Consider the following 23,457-nt stretch of genomic DNA (forward strand, 5'->3'; position numbering starts at 1 on the left):
GGGGACTCCCGCCTGCTGCCTTTGCAAGAGATGGGTACCTCTTTGACAAAAGCTGCTTGAACGTGGCTCAGCTCAGAACCACGTTCAAGTGACGCAGACCGCAAGTGCTCAGGCCGCCTGAATAAAGTTGCTCAAGAACGCCTGCGTCCGCGCTTCCTGCGGATGGCAGAACACTTGTTCGGGTGGGCCGGATTCCACGATCACGCCTTTATCAAAGAAGCAGACGCGGTCCGAGACTTCCTTGGCAAACTGCATTTCGTGGGTCACCAGCAGAATCGTCAGATCCTGTTCCTGACTCAGCTTTTGAATCACGCCCAGCACTTCGCCCACCAGTTCGGGGTCCAGAGCCGAGGTAGGTTCGTCAAACAGCAGAATATTGGGTTCCATCGCCAGGGCCCGGGCGATGCCCACGCGCTGTTGCTGTCCGCCAGAGAGCTGGCTGGGGAATTTGTCAGCATGGTCGATCAGGCCCACCAGATCCAGATATTTGGTGGCCCGTTCGCGCGCCTGTTCTTTGGACAGGCCCAGCACATGGGTGGGCGCTTCAGTCACATTGCGCATCACCGTCATGTGCGGGAACAGGTTGAACTGCTGGAACACCATGCCCATTTCCTTGCGCATCTCGCGCAAGTGGTTCTGGCTGGCGGGCACCAGCTTGTCATCGACCCGCTCGTGCCAGAGGGGTTTGCCCGCTACCGTGATGACACCTTCGTCGATGGTCTCCAGCGTCATCAGAATGCGCAGCACGGTGGATTTACCGGAACCGGAAGGGCCGATGATGGTGACTTTTTCACCTGGTTCCACCTGGAAGTTCAAGGCGTCCAGCACGGTGACATCACCAAATTTCTTGGTGACATTGTCAAATTGAATGATGGGGTTCGTAGAGTCAGTCATCGCAGGGGGATTCCTTGCTTGGGCAAACGCTGGTCCAGCGCTCGTACCCCAGCGGATGCCAGGAGGGTCAGCAGCAGATACAGGCCGCCCACCATGGACAGGGGAATGATGTAGTTAAAGGTACGGTCACCGATAATCTTGGCCACATTCAGAACTTCCAGTACCGATACAACAGAGAGTACAGGTACGTCCTTCATGATGGACACCAGATAATTACCCATGGCCGGAATGATGCGCGGGATGGCCTGGGGCAGAGTGATGACCATAAAGGTACGCAGCGGGGAAATATCCAGTGCGCGGGCTGCTTCAGTCTGGCCATGGGTAACGGACTCCAGACCGGCTCGGTAGACCTCGGACAGATAGGCGCTGTATTGCACACCCAGTGCCAGTGCGCCGGTCAGAAAGGCGGGCAGCACAATCCCGTAGTCCGGTAGCACGTAGTACAGGAAAAATAATTGCACCAGCAAAGGTGTGTCGCGCAGGAATTCGGTCAGCACATAGGCGGGCCAGGAAATCAGGCGCAGACGCACACTTTTCAGGCCTGCCAGAATCAGTCCCAAGATAGCCGCAACACCAAAGCCCAGCACGGCGGCCTGGATGGTGACCCATAAGCCTTTAAGCAAAATAGGCAGGATAGACAGCGCAAATGCTCCGTTGCTGCTGGTGTCCCATTCAATACCAAACAGCATGTTCAGCTCCTTTGCGCACGCCAGCGGCCGGTTGCGCGTTCCAGCAATTTCATCAGGACGGTCAGCACCAGTGCCATGCCGAAGTACATCAGCAAGAGCAGGGTATAGATGGTGGTGCTGTCCTGGGTGAAGTTGCGTATTTGTTCAGCTCTGAAGCTCAAGTCGCCCAGACTGATCAGGGAGACCAGGGCAGTGTCTTTCAGGTTTTGCACGGCCAGATTCCCGAAGCTGGGCATCATCTCCGGGATGGCCTGGGGCAGGCTGATGCGCCACAGGGTTTGGCGCTCTGTAAAGTCCAGGGCCTTGGCCGCTTCCAGTTGGGAGTGTGGCACGGCCTGGATGGCACCGCGCACCACTTCGGCACCGTAAGCGCCAATGTTCAGGCCCAGGGCCAGGGTGCCGGCCACGACCGGGTCCAGACGCCAGTCCAGACCCATGGACTCGCCCAGAATGGGCAGGGCAAAGTACAGCCAGAACAGCTGTACCAATAAAGAGGTGCCGCGAAAAACTTCAATAATCGTGACGGACAGCGAGCGCAAGGCGACCGAGTGGGACAGCCTGCCTATGCCCAGGGCAAAGGAGGCGATGGCTCCCACCACGGTTGAATACAGGGTGAGCTGTATGGTGACCCAGGCTCCGTCCATCAGGGCCGAGCTGTAACTTAACCAATCCATATCAGGTTCCAGACAAGGGCAGGCGGTACACCTTCAGTGCGCTGTCGGCCTTTGCAAGGGGCCGCGCAGGCCCGTGCGGCCGCCTTACCCGCAGGTGAAGGATCAGGCTTTACACAGCTGTTCCGTGGATTTCTCAAATGAGTGCTTGGCGTCTTCTTCGGTAAAGCCGTGCTTGCTCAGGATGGCTTTCCATTCATCGGTTTTCTTGAATTCGGCCAGTTCCTTGTTCACCGCGTCGCGCAAGTCTTCGGATTCCTTGGCAAAGGCAAAGCCGCCCCAGCTACGAACCGGGTTGCCATCAATGATAGGGTCCTTGAACTCGGCGGCCAGCTCGACTTTGCCGCCCCCTTTGGAGGCCAGATCACTGGCGGTCTGGCCAGTTGCGGCATAGGCATCGGCACGGCCGGTTGCCACGGTGGAGATCGCATCCGCGTTGTTGGAAATAGTGATCATGCGGTTATCGGGCACGCCCAGGGCCTGCATCATTTCCAGCTGATCGGCACCGGCCATGATGGCGATCTTGTGATCAGTCTTGGCGAAGTCTTCGTAAGAGTGGATGTTCTTGGGGTTGCCCTTGGCGACCAGCAGGCCTTCACCGTAGGAGCTGTTGGGCTCGGAGAACAGCACGGTATTGCAACGTTGCGGCAGGATGGCCATTTCGGCGGCCACCATATCAAAGCGTTTGGCTTGCAGGCCGGGGATCAGGGAACCGAAATTAGCGGTTTCCCATTTGATTTCTTTGACACCCAGGCGCTCCATGATGGCCTGGGCCACTTCGGGGCCAGCGCCTTGGGCTTTGCCGGACATGTCCATGTATCCGTACGGAATTTCATTAGCAACGGCGACGCGAATCACGCCGCGCTCTTTGACTTGTTCCAGCGTGACTGCCTGGGCGCTGGAGGCGGCAGCCAGGGTGCCCAGCAGGGCAAAGGCCAACGCGCAGAGGGGCTTGGATTGTAGTTTCATCATGAGTCCTTTTCTCGCCTATACCATTTCGTTATGAATGATTTGTTTTACGAAAGATTTGCAGGGAAATCATAGCGCATAAAATCATTCGTACTCAAATTAAATGGATAGAAACTATCGCTCAAAAGAACTGATTAGAATTTATATATAAGTGAAAAGTTTGGTCTTAGGGAAAATGCGTGGTGCCTTGAGTACGTGTTTTCACTATGCTCCCAAGGATTAAAGAGCGCTTGTCCTCTCAAAAGCGCCTGGCTTATGCCTACCCCAGATTGATTCATGAATGAGTTCGGCGCGCCTTCGGGCGCGCCGACACCCTTTTGGAAAGTGCGCTTTGGCGCTCTTTCAAACCCTGCTGGTTCGGGAAATGCACGGTACCAAACGACTGTGCTGACCCCGCAAGAACGCCTGCCACACTCGGTATTGCGTCTCTTGTGCTGGCAGCTGGCGACTTCTTCAGATCAGAAGTGCGGCCAGAAGAAAAAGTTGGTGACAGACTTACTTAATGCAAAATCGTGGAGGCTCTATGAGCAGAGAAGAGGGCGGTTTTATAAAACAGCATCTGATTTGGGTGCTGGTTGCAGTGCTGGGGGCCTTTGCCCTGGGAACGGTGGCACTAAGCCGAGGGGAGAGCATCAATGCTCTATGGATCGTAGTCGCCGCAGTCTGCGTCTATTTAATTGCCTATCGTTATTACAGCCGTTTCATTGCTCGCAAGGTTTTTGAGCTGGACGCGACCCGCATGACGCCAGCGTGGCGTCATAACGATGGTCTGGACTACGTACCGACTAATAAACACGTGCTTTTTGGGCACCATTTTGCCGCCATTGCAGGGGCTGGCCCCTTGGTCGGGCCAGTGCTGGCGGCGCAAATGGGCTACCTGCCCGGCATGCTCTGGATTCTGGCCGGTGTGGTATTTGCGGGGGCGGTGCAGGACTTCACGGTGCTGTTCATCTCCATGCGCCGCGACGGGCGTTCGCTGGGGGATCTGATCAAGTCTGAACTGGGCACGGTGCCCGGTGTGATCGCCTTGTTTGGCGCTTTCATGATCATGGTCATCATTCTGGCTGTGCTGGCGCTGATTGTGGTCAAGGCCCTGATCAATTCGCCATGGGGCACCTTCACGGTATCAGCGACGATTCCGCTGGCTATCTTCATGGGGATTTATCTGCGTTTCCTGAGGCCGGGCCGTATTGGCGAAGTCTCGGTGATCGGACTGATCTTTCTGCTGGCCGCGATTGTGTATGGTCAGGACGTAGCGGCGCACCCGACCTGGGGCCCGTTCTTCACCCTGAATGGCGAAGAGCTGACCTGGGCACTGATTATTTACGGCTTTATTGCTGCTGTGCTGCCCGTGTGGCTGCTGCTGGCTCCACGTGACTATCTGTCCACCTTCCTGAAAATTGGCACGATTGTGGGTCTGGCCATCGGGATTGTGATTGTGGCGCCCGAGCTGAAAATGCCAGCGACCACCAAGTTTATTGATGGCACAGGTCCGGTCTGGTCCGGGAGTTTGTTCCCCTTCCTGTTCATTACCATTGCTTGTGGTGCCGTGTCCGGTTTCCACGCTTTGATTTCCTCGGGCACCACGCCCAAGATGATCGAAAACGAAACCCAGGCGCGCTATATCGGCTATGGCGGTATGTTGATGGAGTCCTTTGTGGCCATCATGGCCCTGGTTGCGGCTTGCGTGATCGAGCCTGGCATTTACTACGCCATGAACAGCCCAGCCGCTTTGATTGGCACCACGCCTGAGCAGGCCGCGCAAGTGGTGTCCAGCTGGGGCTTCCTGATTACTCCCGCTGATCTGACCCAAATGGCCAGCGACGTGGGTGAAAACAGCATTATTTCCCGTGCCGGTGGTGCTCCTACCCTGGCGGTGGGCATGGCCTTCATCTTGCATAACGTCATCGGCGGGCCGGCGATGATGAGCTTCTGGTATCACTTCGCCATTTTGTTTGAGGCCCTGTTCATTCTGACGGCGGTAGATGCCGGTACGCGTGCAGGTCGCTTCATGCTGCAAGACTTGATGGGTACTTTTGTGCCGGGCTTGCGGCGTACGGAGTCGCTAGTCGCCAACTTGATTGCCACATCCTTGTGCGTGGCGGCGTGGGGCTACTTCCTGTATCAGGGTGTGGTCGATCCACTGGGTGGTATCAACACCTTGTGGCCTTTGTTCGGTATTGCCAACCAGATGCTGGCAGCGGTGGCATTGGTACTGGGTACGGTGGTGCTCTTCAAGATGAAGAAAGACCGCTACGCATGGGTGACCGTGGTTCCCACTATCTGGCTGCTGATTTGCACGCTGGTGGCAGGCTTTCAGAAAATGTTCCACCCCGACCCCAAGATCGGCTTTTTGGCCCACGCCAAGGTTTATCAAGAAGGGTTGGCGGAACAAACTGTCATGGCGCCGGCCAAATCTCTGGAGCAGATGCAACAGGTGATTTTCAACGATTACGTGAACTCCACCTTGTGCGGTCTGTTCATCTTTGTGGTCTTGAGCATGGTGTTCTTTGGCATCCGTTGCGTGCTGAAAGCACGTCGCAGCACGGAGCCGCATTCTGCCGAGACTCCGTACGAGCCATTGCCGGCTCAAGCGGCAGCAGGAGCTTGATATGAAAGGATTATTGACAGGAGCCATTTCGCGCAGTGCCCAGGCAGGGCGGGGCACCGGGCGTTATCTGGCCACAACCTTGCGTCTGATGGTGGGCGTGCCTGATTACGAAACCTATCTGAATCATATGCGGGTGAACCACCCGGATCAGAAACCGATGGAGTACGCCGAGTTTTTCCGGGAGAGACAGCAAGCCCGGTATGGTGGCAAAGGGCGTATAGCCTGCTGCTAAATTAGGCGGCTAAGGGCCAGAACCCAGTGTTCTGGCCCTTTTGCATTTGTGCCTGGCAGTGTGCCATCAGGTTTGTATGTAGATGTAAAAATAAGACAAACAAGGCATCTAAACGATTTATCGTGGTTTTTCGCGATAACACGAAACAAAAGGGCCAATAAAAAATTCAAAACGAAACAATGATTTCGTTTGGTGGCGTTTTTTAGTGTCCTTTTGGTATAAATATTTTGTTGTTCTGCGTTTTTGTGGATGAATCTTGCTGGTTTTGTTGGCGGCGCGTCAGGAACTGTGTTAGGATTTTTCCCATGACTTTCGCAACCCCCGTTTTCTTCTTTTATTTTTATGCTTTTCCGATGCCGCTGGTGGAGGAAAGGACGGGTTGCACCAAACACAAGTAAGACCTAAATCCTGAAATAAGCCGCCAGCATAGACCGGGCGGCTTTTTTTTCGTTTGCCCCCGGACCTGGCAAACCAACTGGAGTTCAATCGTGTCGCACAATACTGATGATTTACGGATTCGTGAAATTAAGGAGCTGTCTCCCCCATCCCATGTGATGCGCGAGTTCCCGTGTACCTCTGCTGTATCGACGACGGTTCACAAGGCCCGCCGCAGCATTCACAAGATCCTTCACGAACGCGATGATCGTCTGGTGGTCGTGGTCGGCCCTTGTTCCATCCACGATACCGAAGCCGCCATGGACTACGCGCGTCGCCTGACGGTCGAGCGCAAGCGCTTTGCCCCCGAGCTGGAAATTGTGATGCGCGTGTACTTCGAAAAGCCACGCACCACCGTGGGCTGGAAAGGGCTGATCAACGACCCCTTCATGGATGGCAGCTTCAACATCAATCAGGGTTTGCGTACGGCGCGTGAATTGCTGCTGGCCGTCAACCAGCTGGATTTGCCCGCTGGCTGCGAGTTCCTGGACATGATTACTCCCCAGTACATTGCTGATCTGGTTTCCTGGGGCGCCATTGGTGCTCGCACGACAGAGAGCCAGGTTCACCGCGAACTGTCCTCCGGATTGTCCTGCCCCGTCGGCTTCAAGAATGGCACGGATGGCAATATCCGTATTGCTCTGGACGCGATCAAGGCCGCTTCCCAGCCGCACCATTTCCTGTCGGTCACCAAGGGTGGTCACTCCGCCATTGTGTCCACCGTGGGCAATAACGATTGCCACGTGATTTTGCGCGGTGGCAAGACGCCGAACTACGACGCTGAAAACGTTGAGGCAACCAGCCAGGCCATGATCAAGGCCGGCATGGTGCCGCGTGTGATGGTCGATGCAAGCCACGCCAACAGTAATAAAGACTACCGCCGTCAGCCAGAAGTGCTGGCCGATGTGGCTGGTCAGATCTCTGGTGGTGACATGCGCATTTGCGGCGTGATGATCGAAAGCCATCTGGTAGGTGGTCGTCAGGATGTGGTTGAAGGCAAGCCGCTGACCTACGGCCAAAGCATTACCGACGGCTGCATCGATTGGGATGACACGGTGGCGGTTCTGGAAAAACTGGCTGAAGCGGTGCGTCAGCGTCGCCAGGCACGAGTCGCTCTTGAAGAGGGGGCACTTAGCCACTCATAATAGGGTTTTGCCTTTTTGGAATGCTCATGAATGCTCCCGGTCATGCCGACCTAGCGCGGCGCCCTTTACCTGAAGGTTTTGTAGAAGCCTTGCAGGCTCAGTTCCAAGAGCGTTGCTCGCTTTCGCACGCCGTGCGTGAACACCATGGACGGGATGAATCGCCGTATCCACCCATGCTGCCTGATGTGGTTGTTTTTGCTCGCAGCACAGAAGAAGTAGCCTGGGTGGCACGTCATTGTCATGAGCACCATGTGCCCCTGATTCCTTACGGGGCTGGCTCCTCGCTGGAAGGGCATTTCCTGGCGATTCAAGGCGGTGTCAGCCTGGATTTGTCCGGTATGGACGAGATCGTCGCAATCAACGCCGAGGACTTCACCGCCACCGTGCAAGCTGGCGTGACACGCATGGCCTTGAACGAGCATATCCGTGATACGGGCTTGTTTTTTCCCATCGACCCCGGTGCGGATGCCAGCCTGGGCGGGATGGCCGCAACGCGTGCGTCGGGTACCAATGCCGTGCGTTACGGCACCATGCGCGAAAACGTCCTGACTTTGAAGGTTGTGACGGCAGATGGCCGCATTATTGATACGGCTAACCGTGCCAAGAAATCCTCCGCCGGTTACGACCTGACCCGCTTGTTCATCGGTAGCGAAGGCACGCTGGGCATCATTACCGAAGTGACGGTGCGTCTGTACCCGCAGCCCGAAGCCATTTCGGCGGCTATCTGTAATTTCCCCGATCTGCGCTCTGCCGTGCAAAGCGTGATCGAGGTCATTCAAATGGGTATCCCGATTGCGCGTGTCGAATTCATGGATACGGCCGCCGTACGTGCCACCAATGCCTACAGCAAGCTGACGCTGAAAGAATCGCCCTTGCTGCTGTTTGAATTCCACGGCAGCCCCAGCGGTGTGCAGGAGCAGGCCCAGGTTGTCCAGGAAATCACTCGTGATAACGGCGGCATGGACTTTGAGTGGGCCGATAAGGCCGAGGATCGTTCCCGCTTGTGGACGGCTCGACACAATGCCTACTTTGCCGGTTTGCAACTGCGTCCTGGTTGCCGCTCCAGCACCACGGACGTTTGTGTGCCTATCTCCGCCTTGGCAGAGTGTGTGGCGCAAACCGCGGCCGATATGGATCAGGCTCCGTTCCCGTACACCATCGTGGGTCACGTGGGCGATGGCAACTTCCACGTCCTGATGCTGCTGGACGCCGATAGTCAGGAAGAGTGGGACGAGTCCGAGCGCTTGAACCATCGTCTGGTAGAGCGTGCCATTGCCATGCAGGGCACCTGCACCGGCGAACACGGTGTGGGCTTGCACAAGATGGAGTTCATGCTGGCCGAGCACGGTCAGGATGCACTGGATGTGATGAGCAGCATCAAGCAGGCGCTGGATCCTCACAACATCATGAATCCCGGCAAGATGTTGCCCCCGCGTCCTCTGGACTGATTCTGCGGTAGTCGCCTTGAAAGCCCAGACCATGTCGTCTGGGCTTTTGTGTCTTGGGCAGCACAGTTTTCCAGAAACCCCAGGTGCGGGCGGTGTCTGCCTGTACATGTGTCAGGGCAGGCGTACAATGCCTTTTTTAGTTAGTCAGGTGCGCACTGGGCGCAAAGCCCAGCCAATGCGGCACCTCTCATCATCACTGCAATGACTATTTCCACCAAAAAAGGTCGCGTCGTTATCGGAATGTCCGGCGGCGTGGACTCCTCTGTCTCGGCCTGGCTGCTTAAAGAGCAAGGCTATGAAGTCGTGGGCCTGTTCATGAAGAACTGGGAAGACGACGATGACTCCGAATTTTGCTCTTCGCGCCAGGATTGGCTGGACGCGGCCAGCGTGGCCGATCTGGTCGGGGTTGAGATCGAGGCGGTCAACTTCGCTGCGGAATATAAGGACCGCGTGTTTGCGGAGTTCTTGCGGGAATATTCGGCAGGTCGCACCCCGAATCCCGATGTTCTGTGCAATGCGGAAATCAAGTTCAAGGCCTTTCTGGATCACGCCATGACCTTGGGCGCCGACTGGATTGCCACCGGCCATTACGCCCGTGTGCGTGGCGTGCCCATGGCCGGGGGCGGCACCGACTATCAATTGTTGAAAGGTCTGGATGCGTCCAAGGATCAAAGTTATTTTCTGCACCGCCTGAACCAGGCGCAGCTGTCGCGCACCTTGTTCCCCTTGGGCGAGATCAACAAGCAGGAAGTACGCCGTATTGCCGAGGAACTGAAGCTGCCCAATGCGGCTAAAAAAGACTCGACCGGCATTTGCTTTATTGGTGAGCGTCCTTTCCGCGAGTTCCTGAATCGCTATCTGCCCACTCAACCCGGTCCTATCAAAACACCGGAAGGGCAGGTATTGGGTCAGCACGTGGGTCTGGCTTTCCACACCTATGGTCAGCGCAAGGGTTTGGGCATTGGTGGTGTCAAGGGCAAGCAGCGCGAAGACGGTACCGCCGACGCCTGGTATGCCGCCCGCAAGGATCTGGCCACGAACACGCTGTATGTGGTGCAAGGGCACGATCACCCCTGGCTGTTGCAGTCTGAATTGAAGGCCGAGCAGACCAGTTGGGTAGCGGGCCATCCGCCAGCGCTGGGCCCGATTCATGCCAAGACCCGTTATCGCCAGGCCGATGCGGCCTGCACGATCCTGGCTGCCGAAGGCGACAGCCTGTCTCTTCATTTTGATCAGCCCCAATGGGCCGTAACGCCGGGCCAATCCGTGGTCCTGTACGACGGTGACCGCTGCCTGGGCGGCGGCATTATTCAATAAGAGGCGGGCATGGATCCCATTCTTGTCATCAGTTTGCTGGTGCTGGGTGCCGGTATTGGTTTGGCCGCCGGGCTGCTGGGGATTGGCGGAGGCATGATTCTGGTGCCGTTCCTGACCTTCCTGCTACCGCTGTTTGGTGTGCCGCAAGAGCTGGCCGTGCATGCTTCCATTGCCACGGCCATGGCCACGATTCTGTTCACCTCCTTGTCCAGCGTGAGGGCGCACCATAAACATGGTGCCATTCGCTGGGATGTGGTCAAGGTCATGGTGCCCGGCCTGATCCTGGGTGGGCTGCTGTCGGGCGGCGCGATTTTTGCCATGATCAACAGCAAGGCGCTGGCGATTGTGTTCGGTGTGTTTGTCCTGTATTCGGCCTCCAAAATGGCACGCAAGTCGGCCCCGGTGCAAGGCCGCTCTTTGCCAGCCCCATTCTGGATTGCTGCCATGGGAGCCTTGATCGGTTTCGTGTCCGGTCTGCTGGGGGCGGGTGGGGCCTTCTTGTCTGTCCCCTTCATGCTGCGCGGCAATGTGCCTGTGCGGCAGGCCGTGGCTACCTCGGCCGCCTTGGGCTTTTTCATTGCTCTGGCCAATAGTGTGGGTTATATCTGGTCCGGGCAGGCTACCTTTGGCAGCCACCCCGGCATGATTGGTTTTATCTACTGGCCGGCCTTGTTGATTGTTTCGGCCACCAGTATTTGTACCGCCCCCCTGGGGGCCAGTCTGGCCCACAAGATCGATCAGGTGACGCTCAAGCGCATCTTTGCTGGCATGTTGACTGTGCTGGCGATCTACATGATTACGCAGGCCATCACACAGGCTTGATGTTTTCTGGCTGGACTTTGCCATACGCACAGTCCAGCCCATTCAGTTCGGTTTCTTCTGCCGGCTCAAAAACTCCCCCAGCTGTCCATTGAATTGCTGTCCGTAGCGCAGTCATTGCCTGCTCGCTTTGCGGTAGTGTGCTGCCGTAAGCATGAAATTCGTGCGTCATATCCGGCCAGACATCCAGCCGTATATTGGCCCCCTGCTTGTGCGCCTCTCGGGCAAAATCCCGGATCATGTCGACCAGAATTTCCTTGCCGCCTGCCTGAATGTAGATGGGGGCCAGATGTCGCAGATCCTGTGCAATGGGTGAGAGTCGATCATCACTCCAGGGGCCGTTGCCCTTTAGCCATTGACCGTATTGCAGCGTTTGATAGCCCTGCACCATATCGTAGCGATCATGACCAAACTGGCTGGCGCCGCGTCGTCCTATATCCGTCCAGGGGCTTAGTGCCAAGGCCAGAGAAGGTTGGGGCAGTCCCGCTTGACGCAGGCCGACCAAGCTCATCAGCACCAGGTGTCCGCCTGCCGAGTCGCCTGCCAGGACAATATCCTGAGCGGGGATTCCACGTCCAAGCAGATAGCGGTAGGCGTCTAGCGCATCTTCCTGTTGGGTCGGGTGAGGGTGCTCCGGGGTCAGGCGGTAGTCCACGGCGAAGATGGGTATTTGCAGCTTGTAGGCCAGCAGACGAATGAAGTGGCGCGACACGATTGGGTAGAAAGCATAGCCGCCGCCATGAAAGTACAAGATGGTTTTGCTGCTGTTCGGGCGATCTGGAATGAACCAGTCACCCCGTGGTTCTGGGGACGTGCTGGCCTGCATCTGGACGGGCAAGTCCGGTTCGGCAATCGTGTACAAGCTGTCGAAATAGGCGCGGCCTTCAGCTATGGTTGGCAAGCGGAAGGCGTGGTTGAACTGCTTGCGATAGAACAGGGTGGCGATTTCAAAAGGCACGGACCAGCCGGGCACTAGCGGTTTGGCGATGATACGTCGAGCCAGTACGTCTATGGTGGTGGCCCAGAGGGCGAGGGCGCTTCGGCAACGATGAGACCAGGAACCTTGCAAGATAGTTTTGGGCATAAAAGGGCGGGGCTGAAGTAGGATAAAAGGACTTTCAGTGTGGCCCGGCTTGCCTGGGCCGGATAGAACGGAAACGACCTCCCATGTCTGCTTTGCCTTGTGCCCGTTTGCATCACCCCAGCGGAAAAACGGCGTCCATTATCCATCTGGGCGTGGAGCGTGATACCCGTGCTCTGGATCTGTTGCCGCAGCAACGTCTGAACTGTTATCCGGCTTCGCCCCTGGTGGTGTTGTCCTGGGTTTTCCATGGCCAGCTGCACATGGTGCAGACGCCCGTGGATGGAGGGAGTCCGGTACTGTCAGAGCCCCTGCCCGGCATGCTGTTTGCCGGGCCTTCGCGCACACCTTCCATTAGCTGGTCTCCGGGGCCTGTCCATGCGATTTCGATTGGACTGTACCCGGATGCCTTGAAACGTGTGTTTGGTATCGAGGCCAGCGACTTTCTGGATCAGGTACTGCCCATGGAGCAGGTCTTGCCCGCTGCCAGCTGTCAGACACTTGGACAAGCTGGCACAGAAGAAGCCCCTTTATTCGAGCAGCTGGAGGCGGCAATTCATCGTTGTGCTCATGGCTGTCTGGCGACAGAAGGTGCTGCCACCTTGCATCATTGGTTGACGGCATTGGGGATGAGGATGGCAGCAACACGCACGGGAACGGGCTTGCGTCAGATGCAAAGGCAATTCAAGCGTTGGGCCGGGCAGAGCCAGCGTGAGCTGCAGCTGTATGTGCGTGCCGAGCGTGCTTTTGCCTTGGTGCAGCAGCAGGAAAATCCGGTCTGGTCTGATGTGGCGTTGCAAGCCGGGTATAGCGACCAGTCTCATTTTGGCAGAGAGGTCAAACGGGTTTCGGGCTTTTCGCCTGCCCAGTTCGCCCAGCGCATGAAGTCTGATGAGGCCTTCTGGATGTACCGATTGCTGGGCGAGGCCTGAACCAGCAGACATAAAAAAACCCATTCAAAAGAATGGGCCCTGGCTTGCTGGCGCAACGCTCACTGCGTAGGCGGTAAGGTGCTGGCAAACGAGGGGCGCGCTTGGAGTTTTTCATCCAGGCGTTGCAGATTGCCGTACTGCGAGCGCCAGTCCAGTTCAGGAAAGCGCAGATCCAGATAACCCAGTGCGCAGCCTACGGCAATGTCGGCCAGGCTAAAGCTGGTGCCCATGCAAAAGGACTGGTCACCCAAGGTGTTGTTCATGGATTGCAGGGCGGCGGTAATCTTGCTGTTTTGGCGGTCAATCCAGGCGGGTAGACGCAGCTCTTGGGGACGGCGTTTTTCCACCACGATGGCAACGCAGGCATCAAGCAAGCCATCGGCAATGGCTTCCCAGCATTTGACTGCAGCGCGATCACGTCCGGCTTGGGGAATCAGGCGGCCGACGGGCGAGAGGGTATCCAGATACTCGACGATCACGCGGGAGTCAAACAGATTTGCCTGATCATCCATAATCAGACAGGGGACTTTGCCCAGTGGATTGTGCTTCAGAATATCGCTGTCATCGGCCCACACATCCTCCAGAATCAGCTCGTAGTCGAGCTTTTTTTCCGCCATGACAACACGCACTTTGCGCGCGTATGGGCTGGTGAGGGAAGCTAGAAGTTTCATAAAAAGCTATCAAAAGTTGCAGGCTCAAAAAGTATAGCAGGAACCTATGGGCGAACGTCCCGCAGGCCGGGCCTGAACCTGTCGCTGGAAACAATGTTGGAAAACTGTGGTTTATTCGTCAAAGCCTCGAACAGCCGTCGCATTCTGACCCCATGCTGAACGCGTGGCATACGGGTGCCAGCCTGCAATGTTAGAATGCGGGCTGACTTTATTCCCCCTTCTTTTCTGTAGAACGATGCACATAGCCGATACCCTGAGCACTCTGAATGCCTTGTCGCCATTGGACGGGCGTTATGGCAGCCGTACCGCCCCCTTGCGTGGCCTGTTGTCCGAAGCCGCATTTATGTGGCATCGCGTAGAGGTCGAAGTGGCCTGGTTGATCGGCCTGTCCGACGCGGGTCTGCCCGAACTGCCTACTTTCTCCGCCGAAGCTCGCGAGGTACTCAAGAGCCTGGTGCAGAACTTCTCGGAAGACGATGCCGCCCGCATCAAAGCCATCGAGCGCACCACCAACCACGACGTGAAAGCCGTGGAATACTGGTTGAAAGAAAAAGTGGCCGACCACGCTGAGCTGTCCGCTGCGGCTGAGTTCATCCATTTTTCCTGCACCTCTGAAGACATCAACAACACCTCGCATGCGCTGATGCTGACGCGTGCTCGTGAACAAGTAATCTTGCCGCAACTGCAAGAAGTGTGCGATGCCATCAAGGCTCAGGCCCGCTTGCACGCCGAGCAGCCTTTGCTGTCGCGCACCCACGGTCAGCCTGCCAGCCCCAGCACCATGGGCAAGGAATTTGCCAACGTGGCCGCTCGCCTGCAAAACGCCATTGCGGCCATTGCTGCGGTCCAGCCTCTGGCCAAAATGAATGGTGCCACCGGCAACTACAACGCTCACTTCTCGGCTTACCCCGAAATTGATTGGCCAGCCTTCAGCCAGAAAGTGCTGGCTGGTCTGGGTCTGACGCAAAACGTCTACACCATTCAGATCGAACCCCACGACTGGATGGCCGCTCTGTTTGACGCCATCGCTCGCGCCAACACCATCTTGCTGGACTTCAACCGTGACGTCTGGGGCTACATCTCCCTGGGTTACTTCAAGCAGCGCCTCAAAGAAGGCGAGATCGGTTCGTCCACCATGCCGCACAAGGTCAACCCGATTGACTTTGAAAACTCGGAAGGCAACCTGGGCCTGGCCAACGCCATGCTGCGCCATCTGTCCGAAAAGCTGCCTATTTCCCGTTGGCAGCGTGACCTGACCGACTCGACCGTGCTGCGTAACCTGGGCGTGGCTCTGGGTTACAGCGTGGTGGCTTACGACGCCTGCCTGCGTGGTCTGGGCAAACTGGAACTGAACGCCGCAGCTGTCGATGCGGACATCGACGCATGCTGGGAAATCCTGGCCGAGCCGGTTCAAACGGTGATGCGCCGCTACGGTTTGCCCCAGCCTTACGAGCAACTCAAAGCCCTGACACGTGGTCGTGGTATTACTCAGGAAGCGTTGCGCGAGTTTATTGGCGGTCTGGAACTGCCCGCCGACGCTAAAACCTATTTGCTTGAGCTAACTCCACGCAGCTATCTGGGTGTGGCAGTAAAGTTGGCCCAGGCGATCTAAATCCAAACGGCTGTGTTCTTGCACAAGGGCACAGCCGGTCGGGTTTCTTGAGCCAGTGCTTTATGAAGTGTTTTATGTTTCATCACACAGGAGTTCACATGAAAAAATTCGCGTTTCTGACTGCCGCTGCCGCCTTGTGTGCTGCGTTTGTCACGCCTGCTACCGCCCAGTTTGCCAAGCCAGAACAGGCCGTGGACTACCGTCAAGCCAGCATGTCACTGATTGGCTCGCACTTTGGTCGTATGGCTCCCGTGGCCAAAAAAGAAGCACCGTATGATGCGGCTGCAATCGCTAAAAACGTAGAAGTGCTGACGGTTTTGGCGGCTTTGCCTTGGGGCGCATTTGGCGCTGCTACCGAAGGCGGCGAGACCAAAGCTGAGGCCTGGAGCGATGCTCAGGGTTTCAAGCAAGCTACCGATGATTTCACCGCTGCAATCGATAAGCTGAAAGTGGCTTCCGATTCGGGCGACTTTGATGCCTTCCGCGTGGCTTTCGGTAATGTGGGCAAGTCCTGTAAGACTTGTCACGACGCTTACCGCAAAGAAAAATAAGCAACTGGTTTGCCTATAAAAAAAAGCCCTCGAAAGAGGGCTTTTTCTTTTAGGCCTGTGCCTGTGTGTAAAGGGAGCAGTTTGCCTGCAGGCAAGATTGGCACGAATCATGATGGGATCTCAGTGTTGATAACCCGTTTCACCGTGGGTACGGATATCCAGACCTTCGCGCTCGTGGTCAGCATCGACACGTAAGCCGCCGCAGACTAGTTTGGCAACGGTGAAGGCAATCCAGGCAGCCACACCGGACCAGACCAGCGTAACCAGCACGCCTTCGAGCTGAATCCACAACTGCATCCAGATACTGTTGCCAGCTGCAGTACCAGGCCCCCCCAGAGCAGGTGCGTTGAACAGACCTGTGAGCAAAGCGCCCACAATCCCGCCCAAACCGTGAATGCCAAAAACGTCCAGCGTATCGTCGGCGCGTAACCAGCGCTTCAGAACATTCACACCCCACAAGCACGCCAGGGAGGTAATCAGGCCAAGGGCCAGTGCGCCGGAAGGAGCCACAAAACCGGCCGCCGGGGTAATGCCGACCAAACCTGCGATCGCACCCGAGCAGGCACCCAGCAAGGAAGGATGACCTTTGCTGATCCATTCACCCAAAGTCCAGGCCACAACGCCGATGGCGGCTGCCAGCATGGTGTTGAAGAAGGCCAGCGTGGCATTTTCATTGGCCGACAAAGCCGAGCCTGCGTTGAAACCGAACCAGCCTACCCACAGCAGAGCAGCACCAATAAAGGTCAGGGGCAGGTTATGAGGTGGCATGGCTTCACGACGGTAGTTCAGTCTGGGGCCAATCATCCAGGCACCGACCAGACCGGCAATACCGGCGTTGATATGCACCACCGTGCCACCGGCAAAGTCCAGCGCGCCACGGGAGTTGAGCAAGCCGCCGTTCTGTTCATTGGCAAACCAGACCATATGGCAAATGGGCAGATAGGCCAAAGTGAACCAGATCACGGTAAAGACCAGGATGGCGGACAGGCGGGTACGTTCTGCCAGACTACCGACAACCAGAGCGCAAGTCAGACCGGCGAAGGTGGCCTGAAAAGACGCAAACAGCAGTTCAGGCAAGGTGCCCGACATGGAGAACTGTTGGTCAGCAGCGGTGAACATGCCGTTGAACAAGACCTTGTCGAAACTGCCAATCAAGGGATTGCCAGCGGTAAAGGCCAGTGAGTAGCCATAGATAAACCAGAGCACCACCCCCAGACTGAACACCAGCAAGGTCTGGGATAACATGGACAAGGCATTTTTTTGACGCACCATCCCCGAGTAAAACAGGGCCAGGCCCGGCGCGGCCATCATTAGTACCAGAAGCGTGGAGACCAGCATCCACGATAGATCAGCGTTGTTCATGATGGAGTCTCCGATTACAGGGCTTGCTCATCGCATTCGCCGGTGCGGATGCGGATGACATGGTCCAGCGGCTGGACAAAGATCTTGCCGTCACCAATACGTCCGGTGCGGGCACTGCTTTGAATGGCCTCCAGAACGCTTTGCAACTGCTCGTCGGGAATAGCCAGTTCAATGCGGATCTTGGGCAGGAAGTCGACTGCATATTCCGCACCGCGGTAAAGCTCGGTGTGGCCTTTCTGACGACCAAATCCCTTGACCTCGGTAAGCGTCATCCCCTGTATGCCCAGATCGGAAAGGGCCTCGCGTATCTCGTCAACCTTGAAGGGTTTGACGATGGCGGTAATCAATTTCATAGGTGTTCCTGAAGTAAACACAGGCAAGCTGGCCTTGCGGATGCAATGGAACACCGAGAGGGGTAGGAGACGGTTGAGAGGGGGCCGACCGGGATGGGTTATCCTGGTGGATGGCTTGTGTGCAACCGGGCAACGCCGGTTTGAGCGACTCTCCGGCTGTCAGCAGGGTGTGCGACAGCGCGAACGCAAGTGGTAGGCAAGCGGACCTGTGTTGTAGGTTGAAGAGCAACACAATTCCGGCAAGGCGAGTAAGCTAGCTAGGCACGTGACCCCGGTCTTGCCTAGTCGGTGGGCAGCGAGATAACAGCAGCGCTCTGTGACGCCTGTCTCCGCTCATCTCACCACCGCAGGAACAACGACTATGGAAAAATAATATATGTTGCGGCGCAACAAGTGCGCATTTTTTTTTAATAGTCTTAACTTTGCAACATTCGGTTCAGAAAAATGACCGACTGCAGAGCAGGCAGAACAGACCTGTTCGTGCTGGAATTGCCGTGGCTGAATGGCAGGCAGGGCGCCAGGAGGATTCACAGGGCAGCCCGCGTGTCAGCGCTGCCCGTGTATGGATAGAGCTAGTTCTGTGACTAGCAAGGATCAAGAGAGCAGCTCAGGACCTTTGTGCTTTCTGGTTTTTTTGCTGTCTGTACTCTGAGTGGGGAAGGTAAGCGGTACATGCCGCCGGTTAAATGCCTGCAGGCCTCCTTGCCATAATTTGAATCCCAGGCAGGCGTCCCATTTGTCGCGTTGGTATAGCCAATGGGTGTGACAAACAGTGCAGTGATACAGACTTTCGGTGCTTGGTTCGTCAGTGTCATCGACTCGTCTGATGGGTTTGAGGTAAGGATGTCGTTGAGCGTTGGGTTGCGATAGTGGAAGGGTTTGGCACATGATGCACATGGTGCCTCGGTCTAGCTGGGCCATACAATGCTCCTCAAATAATTTTGTGGTTGATGTAATAGCGTTTGCAAACTGGCTTGCCAATTAGCGTAGGGTGATGGTTTGTAATAAATATCACCACGATTCACTGTACTGCAGAAAATGTGACAGCCGTTTCAGGCCGCATCTCAATGTAATGACATGCGACCTGCGTATGGCGAGCAAGTGTTCAAATTCCTGCAAATAGCAGCGTCAAAAGCTCTGGCCTTTGACTATTTTTTGGATGGCGGCTCATTGCCAGGAATCTTTTTAGGGTCCGGCTCGGGGTTGGGCGTTTTGCCGGGAGGAGTGGTGTCGGGCGCTTTGGTGGGATCAATGGCAATTGGCATGAACATCTCCTGACTGAAGTGATCTTCCAGCGTATCGGATTTAGGGCGCAGCTAAAGTAAACAACTATGACTGCAGGGCAGGCCGCTCTTGTTTTTTCTTGTTGCATCGAAAAGAAGCTGGGTAGCCAATCGGCGAAGCCATTGCCTGGCGATGCTATGATCAAACTCCTTACAGAAAGCGGACTAGCGCCTTGGGAAGCGAGTTGGAAAAAACCACCCTGGACCTGGAGAATTTTCTCCCTTATCAAGTCACGATACTGGCCTCGCATATTGCGGTGACCTTTGCGCGTCAGCATGCACAGCAATTTGGTTTGTCCATTCCAGAGTGGCGCATCATTGCGACCCTGGGACGCTATGGCACCCTGACCTCGGGCAGTTTGACCGAGCGCACCAGCATGGACAAGGCCAAGGTCAGCCGTGCCGTTTCTCGCCTGACAGCCGCTCAGTTAATTGCTCGTCGCGATAACGAAAACGACATGCGCAGCAATCTGCTGTGTCTGACCGAGCAGGGCCAGCAAGTGCACGATCGCATTGTGCCCATTGCTCTGGATCTGGAGCAGGAGCTGACGTCCGTGCTTAGCCAGGAAGAGCTCAGCTCCTTTAAAGAAATGATGACGCGCCTGGAGAACCGTATGGTCCAGCGCTTTGGCAGCGATTTCAGCGGCGACGCACATATTTGAAGTCTCAAGGGTAATCACCGAGTTGTGCTGGATATTTCTCACGCTAATATTGTTTCGTTTGAAACGAAACAATATTCAGGAGAGGATCATGACGCAGGTCGTAGACAGCCCAATCGCAGCCAGCCGCTTGGAAACCAGAATCATGTCGCCCGCTATCGGTGTCGAGGTAGCGGGTGTCGATTTGACTCAGCCCCTGGAAGATACGCAGGTACAGGAGCTGCGCGCCTTGTTGTTGAAGCATCAATTGCTGGTGTTTCGTGACCAGCCTTTGAATGCGGCACAGCATGTTGCATTTGCCCGTTGCTTTGGTGAGCTGGAAGTGCATCCGGTTTTTCCACACGATCCGGATTATCCCGAGCTGGTGCTGCTGGGGGGCAATAACACGCAGCCGGGGCGTGAGAATATCTACCATAGCGATGTCAGCTGGCGGGCCGAACCTTCCATGGGTTCCATTCTGCGTTGCATTGAATGTCCACCCGCCGGGGGCGATACGATCTGGTGCAATATGGCACTGGCCTATGAGAACTTGCCGCCTCACATCAAAGATATTTTGCACGAGCTGGAAGCCGTGCACGATTTATTGCCTGGTTTCATAGACCGTATTCCTGAGGAGGACAGGGCGGCAATGCGAGATCGTTTTCCAGCGCAGACACACCCTGTGGTGCGTACTCATCCAGAAACCGGTCAGCGGATTTTGTATGTCAGTAGCTGGACTACCCATCTGGCCAACTACATTGAAACCGGCTTTTTCCGTGGCATGCCCGAGCTGCAAAGCGGTGCTCATTTCCTGCTGCAGTATTTGGTGGATCAGGCCCGTCACCCGGAGTATCAGGTGCGCTTGAAATGGCAGCCTCACACCATTGCGTTTTGGGACAACCGGGCCACTCAGCATTATGCCGTTCAGGACTATTTTCCTTTGCCCCGCAAAATGGCCCGAGCCACCATTATTGGTGACCGTCCTTATTGATCGTATCGCTGCACTTTTGACAAGTTGGGGGGAGACATGGAAAACCAGAAAAAGTATTTCCCAGGACAGCGCTACGTCGTGGTGTTCTTGTTGTTCTTGTTTATGGTGATCAACTTTGCCGATAAGGCGATATTTGGTCTGGTCGCCGTGCCGTTGATGGAGGAGCTGGCCATCGGGCCACAGCAGTTTGGCACCATTGCAGGCAGCTTTTTCTTCCTGTTTGCGATCTCGGGCATTGTGGTGGGTTTTGTGTCCAATACGGTGTCCTCGCGTTTGCTGCTGGTGGGGCTGGTCATTATCTGGTCTGTAGCCCAGGTTCCGATCGCTATGGGAGCCAGCACGATTATTGCCTTGATGGCTTGTCGCATTTTGCTGGGCGTGGGGGAAGGCCCTGCCTACCCCCTGGCCTTGCACGCGTGCTACAAGTGGTTTCCGGATCAGGAGCGTACCTGGCCTACGGCCATTGTGATGCAGGGTGGGCAGGTAGGTATGCTGCTGGCCGGTCCCTTGGTGGGTTACCTGACCATCAGTCATGGCTGGCGCTCGGTGTTTTGGGTGACAGCGGCAGCAGGGCTGATGTGGCTGGTGGTATGGGCCTTGTTGGGCAAGGATGGTCCCATCAGTGCGAATCCGGTGCCCGCCGTTGGCAAGAGCAAGCCGCAGTCTCGCTGTTCGTACCGTGATGTGCTTTTGAATCGTAGTTTCATCGGCAACCTGCTGATGTACTGGGTAGCGTACTGGTGTGCTGCGCTGGTCTTTACCTGGTTGCCCGCTTATTTGCAACGCGGTCTGAACTTCTCGTCGGACACGGCGGGATGGCTGTTTTCCTTGTGCATTTTCGTGGCAATCCCGATTGTGTCGGGCGGCTCTTACCTGTCCAACCGCTTCTTGCGTCAGGGGTATTCGTCCCGAGTGGCACGCAGTCTGGTCACGGTAGGTTTCTTGTTGGCAGGGGCCTTGTGCCTGCTGGCGGCCGCTTACTTGAAGCCGGGTCCAACAGCGGGGATTGTGCTGATCGCCTTGGGCTTGAGTTTCCCCCAGGTCGGTTTTGTGCTTTGTTCGGCAATCTCAGCGCAAATCAGCCCAATCGAAAAGCGAGGTTCTACATTGGCCATCACCAATTCCTTGTCCACAACAGCGGGTCTGGTTGCACCGATTGTGATGGGAAGACTGATTCAGGCCGAGCCAGGTCTTGCCGGTTTTCACCAGGGTTTTGCCTTGACGGCCGTACTTTTGCTGCTGGGAGCCGTGCTGGGTTTTGTCTTGGTGGATCCCTCCCGCACGCTGTCGCAGATTCAGGCAAAGGCAGGAAGTTCTGTGAGTGGTTCGGCTTCTGTTTAAGGCAGGGTGTTGAAGAACGCAGAGTGGCACTGCTTACCGCGTTTTTCTATACACTTGCCTGGATGGACAGTATGGAGATTCAGGAAAAGATGATGGCAAGTGTGACGGGTTTCATGCGGGCCGCTTCATGACCGAATTACAGAATGGGTGCCACGACTATTGACCGTGTGCAGTATTGTCACCCAAGCCCTGCCACTCAAAAATTGGCAGGGCCCTTGAGCTTCTCAGGGATAGTGTTCAGACGCAAAAAAGCCCGCTGCAGTAGCGGGCTGATTTACGGTGTTACGGCATGGTGTACCGTAAGCAGCAGGACATGTGGTGGGTCGTGACAGACTCGAACTGTCGACCAATGGATTAAGAGTCCAGTGCTCTACCAACTGAGCTAACGACCCCCGTTTCCTGCGAAGAAAAAGATTATAGAACGGAAATTATCTAGCGCAAGACGAGGTTACATAATTTTACGTTTATCAGGAGACCGGGTCAGGACGGGTGAAGGTGTCGCACATTTTCAGCTGTCCGGTTTTATAGCCTTCCATGAACCAGGCCATGCGTTGTTGCGAGCTGCCGTGGGTAAAGGAATCGGGGACTACATAGCCTTGCGATTGCTTTTGCAAGGTGTCATCGCCTACGGCTTGAGCGGCATCCAGGGCCGAGCGAATATCGCCTGGTTCCAGAATCTGGCGTTGCGCGTCAGCGTGGTTTGCCCAAATACCGGCATAGCAATCAGCCTGAAGCTCCAGGCGTACGGAGGCTTGACGAGCCTGGGAGGCGGAGCCGCTGCGACGGGCCTCATCGACACGACGCATCATGCCTAACTGGTTCTGAACGTGGTGGCCCACTTCATGCGCAATCACATAGGCAGGGGCAAAGTCGCCCTTGACGCCCATCTTTTGCTCCATCTCGGTGAAAAAGCCCAAGTCTATATAAAGCTTTTGATCGGCAGGGCAGTAAAACGGCCCCATGGCAGATTGACCCGCCCCGCAGGCGGTCGGGGTAGCGCCCCGGTACAGCACCAGCACGGGATCGCGGTAGCTGCCATTGGTTTGCTTGGCAAAAACATCACGCCAGACATCCTCGGTTTCGCCCAGGATCTTGGCAATGGTTTGGCCCTGTGCATCCGAGGCTGCAACGGGTTGAGACTGAGGGGCGCTGGTAGGGCCGTCGGCCAGGTTCAGCACCACACTGGGATCCACCCCAAAGTACATGGCCACCAGGGCCAGCACGATTGTCCCCAAGCCGATCTTGCCGCCGCTCAATCGTGGCCCATTGGCACGGCGGTCCTCGACATTACGGCTGGAGCGAGACTTATCCAGACGCATCACGCTCTCCTTGAATTGGAAAACGTCAATGTACTCTGATTTCCGTGGATAGAGCAGGGGCATTTTCGATTCTTGTCATCGGAAAACGGGTAG

Annotated in this window: 21 protein-coding genes and 1 tRNA gene; 12 read left to right on the forward strand and 10 right to left on the reverse strand. The window is 56.2% G+C overall.

Annotation, left to right across the window (positions count from 1 at the left end; genetic code table 11):
- Window positions 1-108: 108 nt before the first annotated feature.
- From ehuA to ehuB, 4 genes are all read right to left on the reverse strand, one after another.
- Window positions 109-894 carry an ectoine/hydroxyectoine ABC transporter ATP-binding protein EhuA gene (gene ehuA, locus MID00_RS14795; RefSeq protein WP_009456195.1) on the reverse strand — a complete coding sequence of 262 codons (786 nt, stop codon included), beginning with the start codon at window positions 892-894 and terminating at the stop codon, window positions 109-111.
- On the reverse strand, window positions 891-1,583 hold the full coding sequence (gene ehuD, locus MID00_RS14800; protein ID WP_009456197.1) for an ectoine/hydroxyectoine ABC transporter permease subunit EhuD: 693 nt from the start codon (window positions 1,581-1,583) through the stop codon (window positions 891-893). Before ehuD ends, ehuA begins: the two co-directional genes overlap by 4 nt.
- Before the next feature lie 2 nt (window positions 1,584-1,585).
- Window positions 1,586-2,257, reverse strand: coding sequence for an ectoine/hydroxyectoine ABC transporter permease subunit EhuC (gene ehuC, locus MID00_RS14805; RefSeq protein WP_009456199.1), 672 nt, complete (start codon window positions 2,255-2,257; stop codon window positions 1,586-1,588).
- A 102-nt stretch (window positions 2,258-2,359) separates the two neighbouring features.
- On the reverse strand, window positions 2,360-3,226 hold the full coding sequence (gene ehuB, locus MID00_RS14810; RefSeq protein WP_035272602.1) for an ectoine/hydroxyectoine ABC transporter substrate-binding protein EhuB: 867 nt from the start codon (window positions 3,224-3,226) through the stop codon (window positions 2,360-2,362).
- 520 nt (window positions 3,227-3,746) lie between these two features.
- On the opposite strand from ehuB, the gene MID00_RS14815 reads away from it, so the two are divergent.
- From MID00_RS14815 to MID00_RS14840, 6 genes are all read left to right on the forward strand, one after another.
- On the forward strand, window positions 3,747-5,834 hold the full coding sequence (locus tag MID00_RS14815; protein WP_254498993.1) for a carbon starvation CstA family protein: 2,088 nt from the start codon (window positions 3,747-3,749) through the stop codon (window positions 5,832-5,834).
- Between the two features lies 1 nt (window position 5,835).
- Window positions 5,836-6,066 carry a YbdD/YjiX family protein gene (locus MID00_RS14820; RefSeq protein WP_009456207.1) on the forward strand — a complete coding sequence of 77 codons (231 nt, stop codon included), beginning with the start codon at window positions 5,836-5,838 and terminating at the stop codon, window positions 6,064-6,066.
- Window positions 6,067-6,551: 485 nt separating this feature from the next.
- The gene (gene aroG, locus MID00_RS14825; protein ID WP_279630670.1) at window positions 6,552-7,646 is read left to right on the forward strand and encodes a 3-deoxy-7-phosphoheptulonate synthase AroG; all 1,095 of its coding nucleotides are present in this window, start codon (window positions 6,552-6,554) and stop codon (window positions 7,644-7,646) included.
- A gap of 26 nt (window positions 7,647-7,672) precedes the next feature.
- Entirely contained in the window at window positions 7,673-9,094 is a 1,422-nt protein-coding gene (locus MID00_RS14830) for an FAD-binding oxidoreductase (RefSeq protein WP_022983265.1), read from the forward strand.
- Between the two features lie 201 nt (window positions 9,095-9,295).
- Entirely contained in the window at window positions 9,296-10,411 is a 1,116-nt protein-coding gene (gene mnmA, locus MID00_RS14835; protein WP_009456210.1) for a tRNA 2-thiouridine(34) synthase MnmA, read from the forward strand.
- Between the two features lie 9 nt (window positions 10,412-10,420).
- A complete protein-coding gene (locus tag MID00_RS14840; protein WP_254498994.1) occupies window positions 10,421-11,233 on the forward strand; it encodes a sulfite exporter TauE/SafE family protein in 813 nt (270 codons plus the stop codon).
- Here MID00_RS14840 and MID00_RS14845 read toward each other — a convergent pair.
- Entirely contained in the window at window positions 11,220-12,314 is a 1,095-nt protein-coding gene (locus MID00_RS14845) for an alpha/beta hydrolase (protein WP_254498995.1), read from the reverse strand. The two genes, MID00_RS14840 and MID00_RS14845, sit on opposite strands and share 14 nt — an antisense overlap.
- Window positions 12,315-12,397: 83 nt before the next feature.
- On the opposite strand from MID00_RS14845, the gene MID00_RS14850 reads away from it, so the two are divergent.
- On the forward strand, window positions 12,398-13,243 hold the full coding sequence (locus tag MID00_RS14850; RefSeq protein ID WP_254498996.1) for an AraC family transcriptional regulator: 846 nt from the start codon (window positions 12,398-12,400) through the stop codon (window positions 13,241-13,243).
- A 59-nt stretch (window positions 13,244-13,302) separates the two neighbouring features.
- Here MID00_RS14850 and MID00_RS14855 read toward each other — a convergent pair whose 3' ends face one another.
- A complete protein-coding gene (locus MID00_RS14855; protein WP_009456225.1) occupies window positions 13,303-13,914 on the reverse strand; it encodes a glutathione S-transferase family protein in 612 nt (203 codons plus the stop codon).
- A gap of 235 nt (window positions 13,915-14,149) precedes the next feature.
- Here MID00_RS14855 and purB point away from each other — a divergent pair, with 235 nt between their 5' ends.
- Entirely contained in the window at window positions 14,150-15,526 is a 1,377-nt protein-coding gene (purB, locus tag MID00_RS14860) for an adenylosuccinate lyase (RefSeq protein WP_009456227.1), read from the forward strand.
- 98 nt (window positions 15,527-15,624) lie between these two features.
- Window positions 15,625-16,077 carry a cytochrome c gene (locus tag MID00_RS14865; RefSeq protein WP_254498997.1) on the forward strand — a complete coding sequence of 151 codons (453 nt, stop codon included), beginning with the start codon at window positions 15,625-15,627 and terminating at the stop codon, window positions 16,075-16,077.
- Window positions 16,078-16,197: 120 nt separating this feature from the next.
- On the opposite strand, the gene MID00_RS14870 is transcribed toward MID00_RS14865, so the two are convergent.
- Together MID00_RS14870 and glnK are read right to left on the reverse strand one after the other, a co-directional pair.
- A complete protein-coding gene (locus MID00_RS14870) occupies window positions 16,198-17,439 on the reverse strand; it encodes an ammonium transporter (protein WP_254498998.1) in 1,242 nt (413 codons plus the stop codon).
- 14 nt (window positions 17,440-17,453) lie between these two features.
- Window positions 17,454-17,792 carry a P-II family nitrogen regulator gene (glnK, locus tag MID00_RS14875; protein WP_009456229.1) on the reverse strand — a complete coding sequence of 113 codons (339 nt, stop codon included), beginning with the start codon at window positions 17,790-17,792 and terminating at the stop codon, window positions 17,454-17,456.
- A gap of 1,468 nt (window positions 17,793-19,260) precedes the next feature.
- Between glnK and MID00_RS14880 the strand changes: the two genes are divergently transcribed.
- The 3 genes from MID00_RS14880 to MID00_RS14890 all read left to right on the forward strand — a co-directional run bounded on the left by MID00_RS14880 (window position 19,261) and on the right by MID00_RS14890 (window position 22,045).
- Window positions 19,261-19,737, forward strand: coding sequence for a MarR family winged helix-turn-helix transcriptional regulator (locus MID00_RS14880; RefSeq protein WP_052362886.1), 477 nt, complete (start codon window positions 19,261-19,263; stop codon window positions 19,735-19,737).
- An 88-nt stretch (window positions 19,738-19,825) separates the two neighbouring features.
- On the forward strand, window positions 19,826-20,704 hold the full coding sequence (locus tag MID00_RS14885; protein WP_026483019.1) for a TauD/TfdA family dioxygenase: 879 nt from the start codon (window positions 19,826-19,828) through the stop codon (window positions 20,702-20,704).
- Between the two features lie 36 nt (window positions 20,705-20,740).
- Complete coding sequence (locus MID00_RS14890) at window positions 20,741-22,045, forward strand: MFS transporter (RefSeq protein WP_254498999.1); 1,305 nt, start codon at window positions 20,741-20,743, stop codon at window positions 22,043-22,045.
- Window positions 22,046-22,361: 316 nt separating this feature from the next.
- Here MID00_RS14890 and MID00_RS14895 read toward each other — a convergent pair.
- Together MID00_RS14895 and MID00_RS14900 are read right to left on the reverse strand one after the other, a co-directional pair.
- Window positions 22,362-22,437, reverse strand: a tRNA-Lys gene (locus MID00_RS14895).
- Window positions 22,438-22,512: 75 nt separating this feature from the next.
- A complete protein-coding gene (locus tag MID00_RS14900) occupies window positions 22,513-23,364 on the reverse strand; it encodes a neutral zinc metallopeptidase (RefSeq protein WP_060186892.1) in 852 nt (283 codons plus the stop codon).
- Window positions 23,365-23,457: the final 93 nt, after the last annotated feature.

The sequence above is a fragment of the Alcaligenes sp. NLF5-7 genome (assembly GCF_024266725.1).
Classification (GTDB): Bacteria; Pseudomonadota; Gammaproteobacteria; order Burkholderiales; family Burkholderiaceae_B; genus Alcaligenes; species Alcaligenes phenolicus.

Coding starts and splice junctions, on each gene's coding strand:
- ehuA (WP_009456195.1), bottom strand. CDS start 894: ATGACTGACTCTACGAACCCCATCATTCAATTTGACAATGTCACCAAG.
- ehuD (WP_009456197.1), bottom strand. CDS start 1,583: ATGCTGTTTGGTATTGAATGGGACACCAGCAGCAACGGAGCATTTGCG.
- ehuC (WP_009456199.1), bottom strand. CDS start 2,257: ATGGATTGGTTAAGTTACAGCTCGGCCCTGATGGACGGAGCCTGGGTC.
- ehuB (WP_035272602.1), bottom strand. CDS start 3,226: ATGATGAAACTACAATCCAAGCCCCTCTGCGCGTTGGCCTTTGCCCTG.
- MID00_RS14815 (WP_254498993.1), top strand. CDS start 3,747: ATGAGCAGAGAAGAGGGCGGTTTTATAAAACAGCATCTGATTTGGGTG.
- MID00_RS14820 (WP_009456207.1), top strand. CDS start 5,836: ATGAAAGGATTATTGACAGGAGCCATTTCGCGCAGTGCCCAGGCAGGG.
- MID00_RS14830 (WP_022983265.1), top strand. CDS start 7,673: ATGAATGCTCCCGGTCATGCCGACCTAGCGCGGCGCCCTTTACCTGAA.
- mnmA (WP_009456210.1), top strand. CDS start 9,296: ATGACTATTTCCACCAAAAAAGGTCGCGTCGTTATCGGAATGTCCGGC.
- MID00_RS14840 (WP_254498994.1), top strand. CDS start 10,421: ATGGATCCCATTCTTGTCATCAGTTTGCTGGTGCTGGGTGCCGGTATT.
- MID00_RS14845 (WP_254498995.1), bottom strand. CDS start 12,314: ATGCCCAAAACTATCTTGCAAGGTTCCTGGTCTCATCGTTGCCGAAGC.
- MID00_RS14850 (WP_254498996.1), top strand. CDS start 12,398: ATGTCTGCTTTGCCTTGTGCCCGTTTGCATCACCCCAGCGGAAAAACG.
- MID00_RS14855 (WP_009456225.1), bottom strand. CDS start 13,914: ATGAAACTTCTAGCTTCCCTCACCAGCCCATACGCGCGCAAAGTGCGT.
- purB (WP_009456227.1), top strand. CDS start 14,150: ATGCACATAGCCGATACCCTGAGCACTCTGAATGCCTTGTCGCCATTG.
- MID00_RS14865 (WP_254498997.1), top strand. CDS start 15,625: ATGAAAAAATTCGCGTTTCTGACTGCCGCTGCCGCCTTGTGTGCTGCG.
- MID00_RS14870 (WP_254498998.1), bottom strand. CDS start 17,439: ATGAACAACGCTGATCTATCGTGGATGCTGGTCTCCACGCTTCTGGTA.
- glnK (WP_009456229.1), bottom strand. CDS start 17,792: ATGAAATTGATTACCGCCATCGTCAAACCCTTCAAGGTTGACGAGATA.
- MID00_RS14885 (WP_026483019.1), top strand. CDS start 19,826: ATGACGCAGGTCGTAGACAGCCCAATCGCAGCCAGCCGCTTGGAAACC.
- MID00_RS14890 (WP_254498999.1), top strand. CDS start 20,741: ATGGAAAACCAGAAAAAGTATTTCCCAGGACAGCGCTACGTCGTGGTG.
- MID00_RS14900 (WP_060186892.1), bottom strand. CDS start 23,364: ATGCGTCTGGATAAGTCTCGCTCCAGCCGTAATGTCGAGGACCGCCGT.